Source organism: Bacteroides sp. An51A, from assembly GCF_002161565.1.
GTDB classification, from domain to species: domain Bacteria; phylum Bacteroidota; class Bacteroidia; order Bacteroidales; family Bacteroidaceae; genus Phocaeicola; species Phocaeicola intestinalis.
On sequence record NZ_NFIC01000013.1, the window covers coordinates 37484 to 53131 of the forward strand.

General features: G+C 46.0%; 16 protein-coding genes. 5 read left to right on the plus strand and 11 right to left on the minus strand.

Annotated elements, in window-relative coordinates:
• Positions 1-22 precede the first annotated feature (22 nt).
• The 3 genes from murB to B5G04_RS20070 all read left to right on the plus strand — a co-directional run bounded on the left by murB (position 23) and on the right by B5G04_RS20070 (position 2126).
• Positions 23-1033 carry a UDP-N-acetylmuramate dehydrogenase gene (murB, locus tag B5G04_RS17920; protein ID WP_087246925.1) on the plus strand — a complete coding sequence of 337 codons (1011 nt, stop codon included), beginning with the start codon at positions 23-25 and terminating at the stop codon, positions 1031-1033.
• A gap of 106 nt (positions 1034-1139) precedes the next feature.
• Positions 1140-1916: an MBL fold metallo-hydrolase gene (locus B5G04_RS17925; protein ID WP_022039900.1), complete on the plus strand. Its 777-nt coding sequence runs from the start codon at positions 1140-1142 to the stop codon at positions 1914-1916.
• 30 nt (positions 1917-1946) lie between these two features.
• Positions 1947-2126 carry a hypothetical protein gene (locus B5G04_RS20070; RefSeq protein ID WP_158100136.1) on the plus strand — a complete coding sequence of 60 codons (180 nt, stop codon included), beginning with the start codon at positions 1947-1949 and terminating at the stop codon, positions 2124-2126.
• A 378-nt stretch (positions 2127-2504) separates the two neighbouring features.
• Here the strand turns inward: B5G04_RS20070 and B5G04_RS17930 are convergent, their stop codons facing one another.
• The 9 genes from B5G04_RS17930 to B5G04_RS17970 all read right to left on the minus strand — a co-directional run bounded on the left by B5G04_RS17930 (position 2505) and on the right by B5G04_RS17970 (position 12155).
• On the minus strand, positions 2505-3587 hold the full coding sequence (locus B5G04_RS17930; RefSeq protein WP_087398240.1) for an IS110 family transposase: 1083 nt from the start codon (positions 3585-3587) through the stop codon (positions 2505-2507).
• Positions 3588-3795: 208 nt separating this feature from the next.
• Positions 3796-4407 (minus strand): ParB/RepB/Spo0J family partition protein, encoded by a 612-nt coding sequence (locus B5G04_RS17935; RefSeq protein ID WP_022039899.1) that lies wholly within the window; start codon positions 4405-4407, stop codon positions 3796-3798.
• Entirely contained in the window at positions 4404-5699 is a 1296-nt protein-coding gene (locus B5G04_RS17940) for a DUF3440 domain-containing protein (protein WP_087213046.1), read from the minus strand. Before B5G04_RS17940 ends, B5G04_RS17935 begins: the two co-directional genes overlap by 4 nt.
• Positions 5696-6097 carry a hypothetical protein gene (locus B5G04_RS17945; RefSeq protein WP_087246929.1) on the minus strand — a complete coding sequence of 134 codons (402 nt, stop codon included), beginning with the start codon at positions 6095-6097 and terminating at the stop codon, positions 5696-5698. The genes B5G04_RS17940 and B5G04_RS17945 overlap by 4 nt, the downstream gene beginning before the upstream one ends.
• A gap of 43 nt (positions 6098-6140) precedes the next feature.
• On the minus strand, positions 6141-6317 hold the full coding sequence (locus B5G04_RS20075) for a hypothetical protein (protein ID WP_158100137.1): 177 nt from the start codon (positions 6315-6317) through the stop codon (positions 6141-6143).
• 257 nt (positions 6318-6574) lie between these two features.
• Positions 6575-7420, minus strand: coding sequence for a metallophosphoesterase (locus B5G04_RS17950; protein WP_087398241.1), 846 nt, complete (start codon positions 7418-7420; stop codon positions 6575-6577).
• A 119-nt stretch (positions 7421-7539) separates the two neighbouring features.
• Entirely contained in the window at positions 7540-8868 is a 1329-nt protein-coding gene (locus tag B5G04_RS17955; protein ID WP_087398242.1) for a hypothetical protein, read from the minus strand.
• A complete protein-coding gene (locus B5G04_RS17960) occupies positions 8865-10247 on the minus strand; it encodes an AAA family ATPase (RefSeq protein ID WP_239414150.1) in 1383 nt (460 codons plus the stop codon). The genes B5G04_RS17955 and B5G04_RS17960 overlap by 4 nt, the downstream gene beginning before the upstream one ends.
• 201 nt (positions 10248-10448) lie before the next feature.
• The gene (locus tag B5G04_RS17970) at positions 10449-12155 is read right to left on the minus strand and encodes a bifunctional metallophosphatase/5'-nucleotidase (RefSeq protein ID WP_239414151.1); all 1707 of its coding nucleotides are present in this window, start codon (positions 12153-12155) and stop codon (positions 10449-10451) included.
• A gap of 131 nt (positions 12156-12286) precedes the next feature.
• On the opposite strand from B5G04_RS17970, the gene B5G04_RS17975 reads away from it, so the two are divergent.
• The gene (locus tag B5G04_RS17975) at positions 12287-13219 is read left to right on the plus strand and encodes a J domain-containing protein (protein ID WP_087398245.1); all 933 of its coding nucleotides are present in this window, start codon (positions 12287-12289) and stop codon (positions 13217-13219) included.
• 125 nt (positions 13220-13344) lie between these two features.
• Positions 13345-13641, plus strand: a complete 297-nt coding sequence (locus tag B5G04_RS17980) for a chaperone modulator CbpM (RefSeq protein WP_022039893.1) — start codon at positions 13345-13347, stop codon at positions 13639-13641.
• A 194-nt stretch (positions 13642-13835) separates the two neighbouring features.
• Here the strand turns inward: B5G04_RS17980 and B5G04_RS17985 are convergent, their stop codons facing one another.
• Complete coding sequence (locus B5G04_RS17985) at positions 13836-14243, minus strand: amino acid-binding ACT domain protein (RefSeq protein ID WP_022039892.1); 408 nt, start codon at positions 14241-14243, stop codon at positions 13836-13838.
• A 64-nt stretch (positions 14244-14307) separates the two neighbouring features.
• The gene (locus B5G04_RS17990) at positions 14308-15609 is read right to left on the minus strand and encodes a phenylacetate--CoA ligase (protein ID WP_022039891.1); all 1302 of its coding nucleotides are present in this window, start codon (positions 15607-15609) and stop codon (positions 14308-14310) included.
• Between the last annotated feature and the right edge of the window lie 39 nt (positions 15610-15648).

Below are 15648 nucleotides of genomic sequence, written 5' to 3' on the forward strand. Positions count from 1 at the left end.
TTCTTCAATAAAAACAAAGAGAATGAAAGATTTACGAAATTATTCCTTGTTGTCTCATAATACGTTTGGTATGGATGTACATGCCAAACGGTTTGTAGAATACGAATCGGAAGAAGAACTTTGTGCGTTTCTGAGGCAAAAGAATACTCCTTTGCCACTTTTGCCTGTCGGAAGCGGGAGTAACCTGCTCTTTTTGGATGATTTCTCCGGTACGGTACTTCATTCTGCCATTCAAGGTATCCGTGTGGTACGTGAGAATGAGGAGGAGGTAGAAGTGTGTGTCGGTTCGGGTGTCGTGTGGGACGAATTTGTGGCATATGCCGTTTCCCATGGCTGGTATGGAGCCGAAAACCTTTCGTTAATACCTGGAGAAGTGGGGGCTTCGGCTGTGCAGAATATCGGCGCATACGGAGTCGAAGTGAAGGACTTGATAACAAAGGTGGATACATTATGCATAGCCACGGGTGAACATCGCCGCTTCTCGAATGCCGAATGCCGTTATGCCTATCGCCAAAGCGTTTTTAAGCGAGAGATGAAAGGATGCTATATCGTGACTAAGGTCTTTTTCAGGTTAAGCAAGAAGCCGGTGTGGCATTTGGATTACGGGAATATCCGTGCCGAACTGGAGAAAGCCCATGAGGAGCTTACGCTCGAGACGTTGCGTGCCGTGATAATCCGCATCCGGAAAGCCAAATTGCCCGACCCGGTGGAGGTGGGGAATGCGGGAAGTTTCTTTATGAATCCGGTGATTCCGTTGGCTCAGTACGAAGCGTTGCGTGTGTCATATCCTGATATGCCTCATTATCCGGCTGGAGAAGGGAAGGTGAAAGTGCCTGCCGGATGGCTGATAGACAGGTGTGGATGGAAAGGTAAAAAGCGAGGGAAAGTAGGCGTGCACGATAAGCAGGCATTGGTATTGGTGAATTTAGGGGGAGCTACGGGTGAAGAGGTCCGCCGCTTGGCAGAGGATGTGGCGGATTCGGTAAAAGAAAAGTTCGGCATCGTGATTGTGCCCGAAGTGAATTATATTTAGTTCTTAAGTTCTTAAGTTTTTAAGTTCTTAAGTTTTTAAGTTTTAAACTCTTAAACGTTTTGACTCACAAACTCACAAACTTACAAACTCACAAACTCATTAGTATATGAAGATAACGGTATTGGGAAGCGGTACTTCCACAGGTGTGCCGCAGGTTGGGTGTACGTGCCCGGTCTGTACGAGTGCAGACTCGCGTGATAACCGATTGCGCTGTTCGGCACTGGTAGAAACAGAAGGGGTTCGTATCTTAATAGATTGTGGACCTGACTTTCGGGAGCAAGCCCTTCGTTTGCCTGATTTTCATCCCATAGATGGTGTATTGATTACTCACGAACATTACGATCACGTGGGCGGACTGGACGATTTACGTCCGTTTTGCAAGTTTCGGGATGTGCCGGTATATGCCGAGGCTTATACGGCAGACCGTTTGGTAAAACGTATTCCTTATTGTTTCGACGAGCATCCTTATCCGGGTGTTCCCCGTATTCCACTGACGAAAATCGAGCCATACGTGCCTTTTCAGGTCACAAACGATGCAGGTCATTCGGTCGAGGTTGTGCCTTTTCGTGTGATGCACGGCCGGCTTCCTATATTGGGTTTTCGTATTGGCAAAATGGCATGGATTACTGATATGTCTTATTTGCCTGATGAGTCGTATGCATACGTGAATGGGGTGGATTGTCTGTTTATGAATGCCTTGCGCATCCAGCCTCATCCTACACACCAGTCTTTGGCAGAGGCGTTGAACCAGGCAGGACGTATACAGGCGCGTGAAACCTATTTTATCCACATCAGCCATCAGTTAGGCCTGCATGCCGAGGTTGAGAGAAAACTTCCGCCTTGTGTGCATCTGGCTTTCGATGGTGAAGTAGTCCGATTATAAAATAAGAAGCTGTTTTGAATTTATCGTGCGATGATTTGGGATGAGTTTTTGAGGCATTTTCGCTTCTGTGATGAGGAAGATAGCGGGCTATCTGACAAAGAACAGGAGCGGAAAGGACCAAAAAATCGCCCAAAGCACACACGAAAACGGATACATCAAGCCAAGAAAAACTTTTTGGAGAAATTCAAAACAGCTTCTTCTATGTTGTAATCCAAATATCCAGAGAATTTTTTTATTTTATTAAAGGTTTTCATTAGCTTTGTAATCAAGGAGTTGAAGAGGACGCAAGCTCTGCTGAGGAGCAACTTGCCAGCAATAGACTCCCTGCGTTACGCCGTAACATTGTTGAGGGATGGGACATCGGTCCTGTCCCTTTGTGTTACGGATATCGCTACATGGCTAAGAAAACCTGCCGTTTTCCTTGCCGGAACTTATTATATGGACAACCTTCTATCAGTGAACCGGGAAGTTCCCGGTCACATGTTCCTTTTCAGTCCTATTAAAGTAAAATGCCGCATTCTAAAGAAAGCAGACCTGATGGCTGCAAGAAACTGTCAGCGGTCATTCATATAGTTGTTGTCCATCGTGTCATTCAACTGTCTCATTCTTATATCTCCTTTTATATTTCAAGACATAAAAGATCCGGTTCAACAGTTTTCGGGCTATCCGCACAATGGCCTTGTTAGGCTCCATCCGCCGTGTCAGCTTTGAAAAAGCCATGTTCAAGGCCGGGTCAATCCGGGCTGCGAACCATGCGCATTCTATCAGTTTGCTTCTTAACTGCATTTGCCCCCGGAAGGTCATCTCCCCCTTATTGTCTTTCTCACCCGTGGAGTGGGAAGTGGGGACAAGGCCGATATACCCCGCAAGCCTGTCCGAATTGGCGAAACGCCGTATATCTTCCAGTTCGGCGAGTAAAGACAAAGCCGTTATCATGCCTATGCCCGGGACGGAACGCAGCAGTCCGTAGTCGGTGGCATATCCGTCTGAACGGGAAAGCGCCCTCAGCTTCCGTGTCGCTTCCAGAAGAAGCCTGCGCTGTGACTCTACGGAATCCAGCAAAAGGGAAAGACCGGCACCCCCTTCCTCCGTATCCATGCGGATGCCGTTACGCAGCCAGTTCATGAAAGCGCGTGACCAGTGGGTGCCGCTGTGCTGGAATTCTTCAGGATAGTCAATCCCATAATAATACAGGAATGCCTTGACGCGCTGTTTCATTCTTGCCAGGTCACGGACAAGGGCGTCACGGCTGCGCAAAAGGGTACGGACCTCCAATGTCTCCCTGCAAGGGACATGGATGGCTGTCAGTTCATTGTTACGCAGAGACCTGGCTATTTTCCTGCTGTCCACCGCATCCGTCTTCTGAAGACGTTCCTTCTGGCTGGTGGAGACATCCGCCGGATTAACCACTATATTCTGTATTCCCATTTCAACCAATTTATAATGCGCCCAAAAGCCACTGAAACCCGCTTCATAGGCTGACAGATAATTCCCGTTGGGAAAATGCGCGTGAAGATAAGAGGACAGGGCTTCCGGACTCGGGGGCTGAACGAATGTCTTGTGGTGGAGATGCCCGCTCAGAATACTTACTGTCCAACTCTTCAGATGCACATCAATTCCTACATAAATATTTTGTCCTTCAAAATTTAATGTGTTACTTTGTTTACGCATAAAGTCATAGGTTTTATTAAGTTATTTCTTTCATTTACAAATTTAATAATTCTCTTGGCTTTATGCTATTTTGCTAGCACATTACAAACATAGGAACTAAGGAAGAGAAAGTCAAAGAAAATCACAAGCTGCTTAATAGCTTTATAAGGCAGTTTCCTATACGTGGAACGTTTTTTCCTAGACTTTCCTCTATTCCTCTTCTTGGCATTTATTTTTCGATTTCGCTCTTTACAGCATTTTCTTCTGTATTTTCAGGGTCGGGCAGATAAGTGGGCTTAGCTGGTGGAATCGTAAAGTTTTTATCGATAAAAAGTTCGGCAAGTCCGGATATCTGTTTCAGGCGGAGCAGTTCATCGCGGTCCATCCCGATGTTTTTCATTATCCATTGGTCGCTCATGCCAGCTTTGTCCAATTCGGATACGATGTGCGACATAAGGTCTACATCGTGTGTTCCCCGTGCGCGGTTGTGTCGGATGGTAGAACCGATACGGTTTGACAGGTCTTTATCGATTATTACTACCGGAAGCATACCTTTCTCACGTTCGTATATGCGTTTTGATTTTTTTAATACACTATATCGGTGAAAACCGTCTACCAGTATATACTCATCTTTTTCATGGTCGTAGTAACACACACAAGGCATGGTAAAGCCATCTTCCCAAATAGACAATTCGAGCAATTTCATTTCAGGCGGTGCCACTTTGTTCGGATTGTAATCGTTGGCATGTACTTTTTCTACTGGTACGGCAATGACATTGTATACCGGACTTTTATAGTTTTGGGGGATAGGTTCCTCAAGTTGTTCTTTTTTCTTTCTCATCTCCAGATATGTTTGTAATTTTCCATTATTTGGTTTTTCTTGCTGATTTCTTCCTTGTTGGGCGAGAATCCCATGTATTTGCAGGCATGGTCATTTCGTAAGATGCAAATACACATTCGTTTGTAAGTAGGGATTTCGCGGAACTCGGGAATGTCGATATCTTCCTGATATTCCATACGTACAGGATGTTTATGGGTTTTGTAGTTGCTTTTGTCCACGATTTCTATAGGTATTTTGGCATCAATCAGTTTTTGGATGACTTCATCGCTCAAACATCCTCCTTTGTTCCGCCAGAATTTAATGCTGACATCTAAGCGGCGCAGGTAGCCGTTCCTTGTTTCTTCGGGAAGGGTGGATAGGAGGAAAAACATAAATGATTTCCATGTGTAGCCTTTGGGAAGTTTGATTTTGTTGCGGGCGGTAGCATGGGTAGAACCATAGATACCGGCAAAATTGACTCCGTTCACACGGCCTATCATACGTCCCCACATGTCGGGGTCGATTGCTTTATAAAGAGACAGGCTTTCGATGGCTTCTCCGATAAACGGACTGGCTACGCGCATACGTTCGATACTGACTCCTGCTTTGTAGTATAAATCATACAGATGATTGTAGTCCCAGCCGAATTTTGCATTGGCTACCCATACATCGGAGGTGCGCCAATCATAGAGTGGATAAGCGTTGTAGATGTCATTGTTAATTTTGCAAGTCCAGATATAGCGGTGGTATAATAACATTTTAGGAGTCTGGTAGATGCATCGCCAGCGGTTGAAACTCTCTTGTGTGCGGATTCCTACCAGGCAACAGGTGCGTATGGCTTTCTTTTTTTCATGAAGCCAACTGGCAAAGTAAAGTTGAAAGTCGTAATCCCACATTTCTGGCTTGAATCCTGGAAAATTGTCTGCGGTAGTGGCATCATTGGGCATGGGGCGTACCCAGATGTCTTTTTTGTCTTCTTCCCAAGGGCGCCAGTAGGATTGGTACATTGATGTGCTGGTAGCTACCCGGAATGGGACGCAGATGCGGTATACATCTAGAATGTCTTTATTTGCTTCAAAGATACGTTCTACATAGTCGATAGTCATTTTGTATTGCACTTCATAGTCCATGAAGTAAACTCCCAGCTTGCGGTTCAGCTTATGACTTCGGATATAATCGATACACATGTTCAGCAAGACCCCACTGTCTTTTCCACCCGAAAAGGATACATATACATTGTCAAATTCCTTGAAAATAATGTCAAGCCGTTCTTGTGCCAGCTGGTAGACATTTTTAGCTGTTGTCTCTTTCATTTTCTTTCCATTTTTATGTAAAGCTTCCATTCCTTGATGGTGCTGAAACCTAGTCTGATGAACAATTCTTTATGCACAGTCTGTACCAGTGCGGTCAGATGGGGTGTATCGCCTGTATAGTCGGCACATACGGTTTGTAATAAGTCGGTCAGGATTTTATCATGCCCTTCCTTTTGTGCGTAATAATTATTAATGAGGCATTCGCTCGCTTTATTTTCAATCGGAATAAAACCGATGGCTTCATTTTGTTTGTTGACGGCAATGTACCAACGGAATTTTTTCCCGGTTTTGAAAGGGTATCGGTTGTTGTATCGGAGTACATCAGGATTCATTACAAGCGGTCCGATCAATGGGTATAATTGTTTATCAGTTCCTTCTAATTGAATGATGTGTGTCATACGTGAATGTTTTGAATGTTCTGCAAATATACGAAATCATCGGTTAAAAATAAGAAGCTGTTTTGAATTTCTCCAAAAAGTTTTTCTTGGCTTGATGTATCCGTTTCCGTGTGTGCTTTGGGCGATTTTTTGGTCCTTTTCGCTCCTGTTCTTCGTCAGATAGCCCGCTATCTTCCTCATCACAGAAGCGAAAATGCCTCAAAAACTCATCCCAAATCATCGCACGATAAATTCAAAACAGCTTCTAAAACCTGGAAGAAACTGTTTCTACGTTTGTTCAGCAGATACGAATAAATGTATGATTGAAAGATTCAGTTTCTGTTTCTGACTGTCTTCTTTTTACGTTCTCCATATCAAAACCGTACGTTCTCCATATGGAAACCGTATGTTTTCGATATGGAGAACGTACGGTTTTGATATGGAAACTATAAAAAGATGCTATCTGGATTGATAATATGACCCAATCAGAAACTCCAATTATTTTGATGGCTTGGGGAATTGTTGTTTGAGTTCTACTACTACCACTTCGCTGGGCGTGAAGAGGCGAATGTCTTTCCGCGAGGTGCCCAGCCCGTTGGTGATGATGAGGGGGATGCCCTGGCTGTTGTGCTTCAGTCCCGTGAGGAAGCGGTTCCCGTATTTGGAGAAGTGTGCAGGACTCCACCGGCGGAACAGGCTGACTTGTCCGCCATGCGTATGTCCTGCCAAGGCAAGGTCGGTGTTCGATACGTCCGTGTCTTCCACATAATCGGGGGTATGTACCAGCATTACCACAAAGTCTTCCGCACGAAGCGCAAGGGTAGGCGATACGCCGTTCCGTTTCAGGTCGAACGGATTGCGGATACCGCATATCAGGATGTATTCGTTTCCTTTCCATAAGGTATCCGTTTTATGTTCCAGCAGACGCACTCCCGTATGTGCCATGGCGCGGCGCACCAACGTATCGCTTTCTCCCCGTTCGTGGTTGCCCATGACGGCGTATGTGCCGAAACGTGTCTTTACCTGTGCCAGTGCCGAGAACAGTTCTTCCATATCTCCTCCTTCCCGTCCGCGATAGTCTCCTCCCAATAAGAGGACATCTGCATCTGCCGCTTGCAAGGCACGGATGGCTCCATGCAGGCGCTTGGCGTCAAACCGGCTTTCGTAATGGAAGTCGGAAGCAAAAGCGATGCGGAACCCGTTGAAAGAGTCGGGCACTTGCTCGCTGTAAATCTCATACCGCTTGATGCGCCCCACTCCTTTGTATTTCGAGAAGGAAGCGGTGGCGCACGAGGTGAGAGCCAGACAAGCGGTGATTATCCATATCAGTTTGTATTTGTACATATCGGTTTATTGTTTTTGCGTGTGTAAAGGTAGTAAAAGATTGGATGCCGGAGTCTTTTTATGGTTGGAATTCATTCTAATAGTCGCAATCTGCATCGCTTGGCTTGTTCGGGTGACTCTTATGGATGCAAAATTTCTATTTGCTCTTTTAACGCTGTTTCAGAAAGCCTTATCTTTCTTTCAAAATCCTCGAAGCTTGAAACGCTTGCCGGAATCTGAAACGGGTATTCAATCAGACGGGCATCGCCATCTTCACCATATCCTCGCAAGCTATATGATTTTGGTTCATTTTCATCAGGTGTTGGCTGGACAAACATACCGATACGCCCTTTCATCCGATACAGGTAGGTAATGACTTGGTTTACATCGGCAACATAATCAATCTGGCTCTTGTATTTGGCATCCAAGATGATGCTTCTTTCTTTGTCATAAAAATCAGGATAACGCAAAAAAGCGTTTCTTTTTTTATTCTCTATCAGACTATATCCCAACCAGACACCTCCGGCATTCTGCCTGTTATCAGGATGCTTGAACCCTAAAGGAGTGAGCAATGTGTTTAAATATTCTTCCCAAAGCCATGACACATCGAACAAAATGCCATAAATTTCATCCTTGTCTTGTCCGTATCTTAATCGCTCATGGCTTAGTATTTTCAAGCAAAGTTCCTGTAAAGGTACATATTGTGTATAGTAGGGGTGGACAACAGGTCTCAAATTGCTTTTGATAACCTGTAGCCTGTCTTGCCTCTGATACGTTGAGGTGGCCGAAACGATTTGGGAAACATTCTCTTGCGTATCTACGTTTGTGTGCAAAACCATTTCGCCCAACCGTTTGGTACGGATATATTCCACCGTATGGCGTATCAGTTGGGTCACATGATTGTCATAACTGAACTCCCTCGTGCGATATGCCACACGTCCGTTAAAGGGCATGTTGCACCTGATATGCCGGCTGATGTCAATCGTGCCTCTCAGGTTGCAGTCGTTGTATTCGTTTCGCCGATATTCCTTATAAAGACCTTGCACCAACGCTTTATTCAGGAAATAAGGAAACAGATGTAGCAGGAAATCAAATACCTGTTCGTCTGTAGCCGTATGCTTCAGATTAAACAGATTGACGGATAAGACTTTTTTCAACATATAATGCAGGAAATAGTCATCACCGTTCTCCGTCCCGAACCGTGAACGGATGGTTATGTACATATCATTCAGACCTATGAATCCAGCTAAGTTTCCTGTTTTCACCACATAACTCTTCCCTTTGGGCGCAATGTCAAACAGGTGTTGCTTGCCTATACAGTCTTCACACTCCTGAAAGGATAAAGGAAAAACGAGCAAAGGCTTTCCTTTGTCATCCACCAAGGAAGAAATCGGAGTGTTGGCAAAAGGCAACAGCCTTTCCACATTCTCCGTCAGAAGATGTTCGCTATTGTCTTTCCACTCCATCATTCGTATCTGCCTTTCGAATAATAAACCTCTTCCAACTTTTTCAGGTTATCAGCCGCATTGAATGAACCTCTCAGGTATTCGAAAAGCACGCCTCGCAAATGGTTTTCCCATAATTGCCGATAGGCTTCCGGCAGATTATTTTCATAGTCATATAGTTCCAATTTCTTGAAGTAGGCACCTCCGATGTGATAAGCCGCACTAAGTCCTTCAATGCCTTCGTTGGTTTCTTCGTTCCAAATGGCATTGTTCAGCCGATTCATCTTGCTTATAATTTCATTTTTCAATCCTCCAAAACTATCCAGCATACCGGTATTCTCGTTTGCTTTTATTTCTTTCCATGCAAAGCGGCGGCGCATGGCGAAGTCCATACTTTCCACGCTTCGGTCAATATCGTTCATCGTTCCGATGATATAGACGTTTTCCGGAACATAAAAGCCTTCATAGAACGGGTCATTCTTGTCGGTTATCATGTTTTGATATTGGGTCTTTACCCGTCCGCTTTCGCCTCGATAGCCAGGGTCTATGCTAAAGAATAGTTCTCCGAATATCTTGGAGATTTCGCCTCGGTTTATTTCATCGATGATGAAAACGAAAGGCTTTGAGGCTTCTTTAGTATCATTGGTCGGTTGAGAGGAAGCTATTGGTTGAGGTTGTACAGTTTGAGTTAGCGGTAAAACATCGGGATGATTAAAATGTTCTGTTTTTAAAGTTTGAACTTCACGAGTATCATTCAATACTTTATTGTTGCTTAAGAAAGGACAATTCTTTTTTATGTATTCTCCAACTGAAGGCTCATACGTTTGATGTTGCTTATTATATTCCCCTGTTGCCAGATACCGTTTTACGCCTTCAGGATTCACATACTTAATTCCACCTTTGGGTATTCTTACATTTAGTTTATCATCTAATATAACAAGTGTAAAAGTGGTATTGCTTCTGTTAGAAGTAAAAGTTGCACCATTTTGTGTTTTTACCCATTCCATTACCTTTTCAATCATAGTCGGGGATAAATTCTGAGCATATGAGGTTTTAAATTCTTCTTTTTCATAGGTCTGGTCGTTTACTTTAAATACCTCCACTTGGTTGATTGGTTGAGAATATTTATACATCGCCCTCTTGCAAAACTCCTTAAACACCCCGTCTTTCCGTTCAAATCCTATATTGCCTTTGCTATCGGGAGGAGTAGGCCTTAACCCTTCCACAAAATCAGTATAGTCATACGACGGATGAAACTGCACGAATTCCCATTCCGCTCCCATAGCTGTAGCAATCTCACGTGACAAGTAAGTTTTCCCTGTGCCCGGCGCACCGGTTAGAATAAGATTTTTGTTTGCTTCCAATAAAGCAATGTATTCACTGTATTTATCTGTTGTCCCCATATTTGTATGATTTGCTGAAATTCTTGAATTGCTTTCTCAAAAACTCATCCTCTGATACTTTATATAATCTGTTCCTACGAAAATATTCATTAGTTTGTGTACCAATTCCATGATTTTCTGTATGCTTGGTCATATTGCTATTTTTGTATCCAACAAAACGGCTTGGAGCAAAAAACAACATATATTTTTAATAGTTGTCAATCATTTGTTGAAGAGCAGCTGCCTGTCGCGTTCGGCGGCAGGTTTTGCCCACTCATCGGGGATGAAACGCCAGTGGTTCAAGGGATGCGGGTCGAGTGTCCCGACCTCTTCGATGCGTTTCATCAGGTAATAGCGCAGGTCTTTGTCGGTAGAAAAGACGATGCGCCGGGGGAGTTCTTCTTTTGGGATGCCTGCCCCTCGGGTCAGCAAGTCACCTCCTCCGTTGCCTCGGTACGAGTTGACGGCTACGGTGTAGGTGCGGTCAAGGTCGAACGGTGTGCCGTCTGCTAAGCTCGTGATGGTGATTTTCTCGCCTTCGGGCTTGGTGACATCTACCGTGTAAAGGATGCCTGCCGCCGAATCGAAGTTGAAGCTTGGGTTCTTCAGGCGGCCGAAGCCTTCGTCTTTGTCGTTGAGCAGGAGCAGGTGGTCGTCGGGTGATTGCATCCGGTTGGTCCAAATGGCATACGACATCTCGAGGAAACCTTTGATTTCGCGTCCGGTAAGGCGCATCGTGTAGAGCAGGTTTTCGTACTTGTAGAGGTTGAACATGTCGCTCATGTAGATGTCGCCCGCCTTGATTTCAGCATCAAACGAGAGCGGGGCGCAGAACGAGATGTCGGCTCCTGTAATGTCGAGCTGGAGCTGGTGGAGCAGGTCGATGAATGCCGAAGAGCCGAAATAGGCGTCTTTCGTGGAGATGGTTTGCCGGATGCTTCCTATCTTGCGCGACACGAAACCGAGCGTGGCTTGGTATTGCGGGTCGAACGCCTGCATGAAGTCTTCGTCGACGGGAAGGGAGGACACATCGCTCAGCTTGCCTTCAACCGTTTTCTTCAGGATGCGGCCGTCTTGGCGCGTCACTTTCAGGGTTACGTCGGCTATGGTGCGGGCGGCATTGGCAGGATTGATGAGCAATACCGAGTCGCCTTCCGCGTTGCATATCTTCTTGCACAGGCGGCGGTGGTCGTGCCCCATGAATACAATGTCGAAGCCCGGCACGTTGCGTGCCACCGCTTCCGAGCCGTTTTCTACTACATTATCCAGCAGGTTCCCTTCCGGTCCGGCATGAAACAGCCCTACCAGTACATCGGGATGCTCTTTGGCGGCGATAATGCCTGCCCATCGGCGCGCGCATGTTTCCATATCCTCGAAGCGCAGTCCGCTCCACATCGTTTCGGGCAGCCACGAGGGGATGGCGGGTGTGATAAGCCCCAGCACGGCGATGCGCACGCCGTTGCGTTCGAACACGCGGTATGGAGGGAAGTAAGGCTCGCCCGTGTGCCGGTCGATGATGTTGGCGCCCAGCATCGGAAAGCGGCATTGCTTCGCCCAGCGGTCGTATACAGCATGTCCTGTCTCGATGTCGTGGTTCCCCATATTGCCTGCGTCGTATTTCAGGTAGTTGAGCATTGCGGCGCATACGTGGGTCGAGGTCGTGTCAATGTAGTTGTAGTAATAGGCTACGGGCTGTCCTTGCAGGATGTCTCCGTTATCGAAAAGCAGTACGTTGTCGCCGTATTGCTTGCGCTGGGCGTCCACGAAGGTGGAAATCCGTGCCAGACTGCCCTTCTGTGGGCGCCGGTTGATAAAGTCGTAGGGGAAATAAGCCCCATGTACGTCGCTTGTCTCCAGCAGTTTGATGGTAATTTCTTCGGTGTTCGATGCCTGTACGCCCAGCATGCTTCCGGCGCCGAGCAACGCCATAAGATAGTTTCGGATATGCATAAGTTTGGTTTTTATGTGATGTGACAAATTGTCGGTTAGTGCAAAGATAGTTAAAATAATGTCATTGGCATATATTTTGTTCCTTTTCGCGTAAAAAAACAACTGACTATATGGCTTACATAGACTATTACAGCATTTTGGGAGTTGACAAAACGGCAACTCAAGACGACATCAAGAAAGCATACCGTAAGCTGGCACGCAAGTATCACCCGGACCTGAACCCGAACGACCCGAGCGCGAAGGAAAAGTTTCAGGCGATAAACGAGGCCAACGAGGTATTGAGCGACCCCGAGAAGCGAAAGAAATACGACGCTTACGGGGAGAACTGGAAGCATGCCGATGAGTTCGAAGCACAGCAGAGGGCTTATCAGGCACGTCAGGGAGATGCCGCCGGCGGAACGGAATACTGGTATTCTACCGACGGGCAGCATTTTACCGGCGGATTTGGCGGAAATGCCGGAGGCTTCTCCGATTTCTTCGAAGAACTGTTCGGGCACCGTGGAGGTACAAGTGGCCGGCGGGGAAGAGGAGCCTTCCGAGGGCAGGATATCGAAGCGGAGCTGCACCTTACGTTGCGTGAGGCGGCGGCGACGCATAAGCAGACTTTTACCGTGGGCGGAGAAACCTTGCGTATCACGGTGCCTGCAGGCGTGGCGGACGGGCAGGTCATCAAGCTGAAAGGCCATGGCGGGAAAGGTGCCAACGGAGGTCCGGACGGCGACTTGTACATCACGTTCGTAGTGGGCGATGACCCTGTATTCAAGCGGAAAGACAACGACCTGTATACCGATGTCACCATCGACCTTTACACGGCTGTGTTGGGCGGCGAGGTCACGGTGAACACGCTCGACGGGCAAGTGAAACTGAAGGTGCGTCCCGGCACGCAAAACGGCGCGATGGTGCGCCTGAAGGGCAAAGGCTTTCCGGTCTACAAGCAAGAAGGCAGTTTTGGCGACCTGCTGGTAACGTATCATATAACTATCCCGACTTCGCTCACGGAACATCAGAAAGACCTCTTCCGGGAGTTGCAAAAAGGAGCGTGATGCTTTTATTGAAACGCAGATTAATGCGGATTATCGCAGATTATTGTTCTTAATCATTTGTTTTAATCCGCGTTAATCCACGAAAATCTGTGTTTCAAACTCAACAACTTAAAAACTCAAAGATTATGCAAAACGATTTGATTATCATAAACGATTATTGCGAACGGTGCGACATCGAGCCGGATTTCGTACTGATGTTAGGCGAAGGCGGACTGATAGATGTAGAAATTATCGGAAATACCGGTTATTTCCCGGCTTCCCAATTGGGCGAACTGGAGCGTTACACCCATCTGTATTACGACTTGTCGATTAACATCGAAGGCATTGATGCCATCCGACACCTGCTCCGGCGGATAGAAGACCTGCAAGAGCGCGTGCGCAAACTGGAAAATGAATTGCATTTCTATACAATAGGCAATTGACAAATCGGATACAAGTTTCCGGTTGAAAGCAATTTTTTGTTTGTAAGGCTCTTTTCACCAACCTTCTGTAAGAACAGGAGTTGCCTGCTTGGAAGCATAAACGTGAATAACGTATAAGTGGGCAAGACCTTGTTCCTACAGATGGTGGAATGTAAAAGTCATCACTGTAAAACAGAAAATTAGTGAATAAATTGTCAAAAGGTCAATACATCGCATTGGTGGGCTTGAAGCACTTCCAGGCAATGCTTCAGGTCGTTAGGCTTGATGACCACGTTCGCCCGGTCGTTTTGGGCGAAGGCATACATGTACTCGATAAAAATCTGTTCTTGTGCCAGGTATTCCAAAATGACTGCCAATGCACCTGGTTCATTGACACAACTTAAACAAACGACATCTGTGGAAATCACGGCAAAATCATGTGAGCGAAGTACTTCTACTGCTTTGTCTACATCAGACACTATTAAGCGGAGAATGCCGAAATCTGTTGTCTCCGCCATACTGAAAGCATGCATATTGATACCGTTCGTCCCCAAGATACGTACTACTTCGTTGATTCGTCCGGTTTTGTTTTCTAAGAAGACTGATAATTGTTTAATTGTCATAAGTTTTTTATTTTAAGTTGACTAAACTCTAAATATGTCCTGTAAAACTATCTGGAACAAATTTTTACACCAATACCCGTTTATCTATTACACGTTGTGATTTGCCCTGGCTGCGTTGAATGCTGTTTGGTTCCATTAATTTCACGTCAGCACTGATGGAAAGCACACTCTTCAACTTGTCTGCCAACTGTTTTCTCAAAGCTAGCATACCGCCGATATCGTCGTTAAAGTAATCACGTCGAACTTCCACCTGTACTTGTAAGGTGTCGAGATTGTTTACCCGGTCTACTACAAGCATATATCGTGGTTCGAACTCCTTCATGCTCAATATCACACTTTCCACTTGTGAAGGAAAGACATTGATACCACGGATAATCAGCATGTCATCGCTCCGCCCCATAATGGGAGTCATACGTACGCTGGTACGCCCACAAGCGCATTCGCCGGGCATCAGCGAAGTAAGGTCTTTGGTGCGGTAACGTAGTAAAGGCATCCCCTCTTTGGTAAGTGTGGTGAATACCAATTCACCTTGTTCTCCAATAGGGAGAGGCTCCAAGGTAACAGGGTCAATGATTTCAGGATAAAAATGGTCTTCGTGGATATGCGATCCATGCTGTGCCTCGCACTCGCATGACACACCCGGTCCCATAATCTCGCTCAAGCCATACAGGTTATATCCTTTCAGCCCTAGTCGTTCCTGTATTTCCTGCCGCATATGCTCTGTCCACGGTTCAGCTCCGAATGCTCCGATACGCAGGCTTAAATCATTTTTATTAATGCCCATCTTGTCTACTGTTTCTGCTAGGTAGAGAGCATACGATGGGGTACAGGCAATGCCCGTAATTTTTAAATCTCGAATAAGTCGCACGTGTTTTTCTGTGTTGCCAGTCGAAGCTGGTATTACTGTGGCACCTAGGTTTTCTACTCCGTAGTGCGCTCCTAAACCTCCTGTAAATAATCCATACCCATAACTCACAGAGAAAGTATCTTCACGTGTCACGCCATATGCCGAAAGGCAACGCGACATCACCTCCGACCATATCGCAAGGTCTTTGCGTGTGTAGCCCACGATGGTTGGATTTCCAGTTGTTCCCGATGAGGCATGTACTCGCACTACTTCCGATTTCGGTGCTGCCATCAGTCCATAAGGATAGTTGTCACGCAGGTCTTGCTTAGTGGTGAAGGGAAGCTTCACGATATCATCAATACTCCTGATGTCTTCAGGCATCAAATCCATTTCTTGCATCTTATGCCGATAGAACGGCACATTATGATAAACGTAGGCAACAAGCTTTTGCAACCGTTTGCCTTGCAGCTCACGTAACTGTTCGCGAGGCATACATTCTTTATTGGGATTCCAAATCATTTAATCTGTTAATAATTAATGGTTAATAATTTAAGGCTG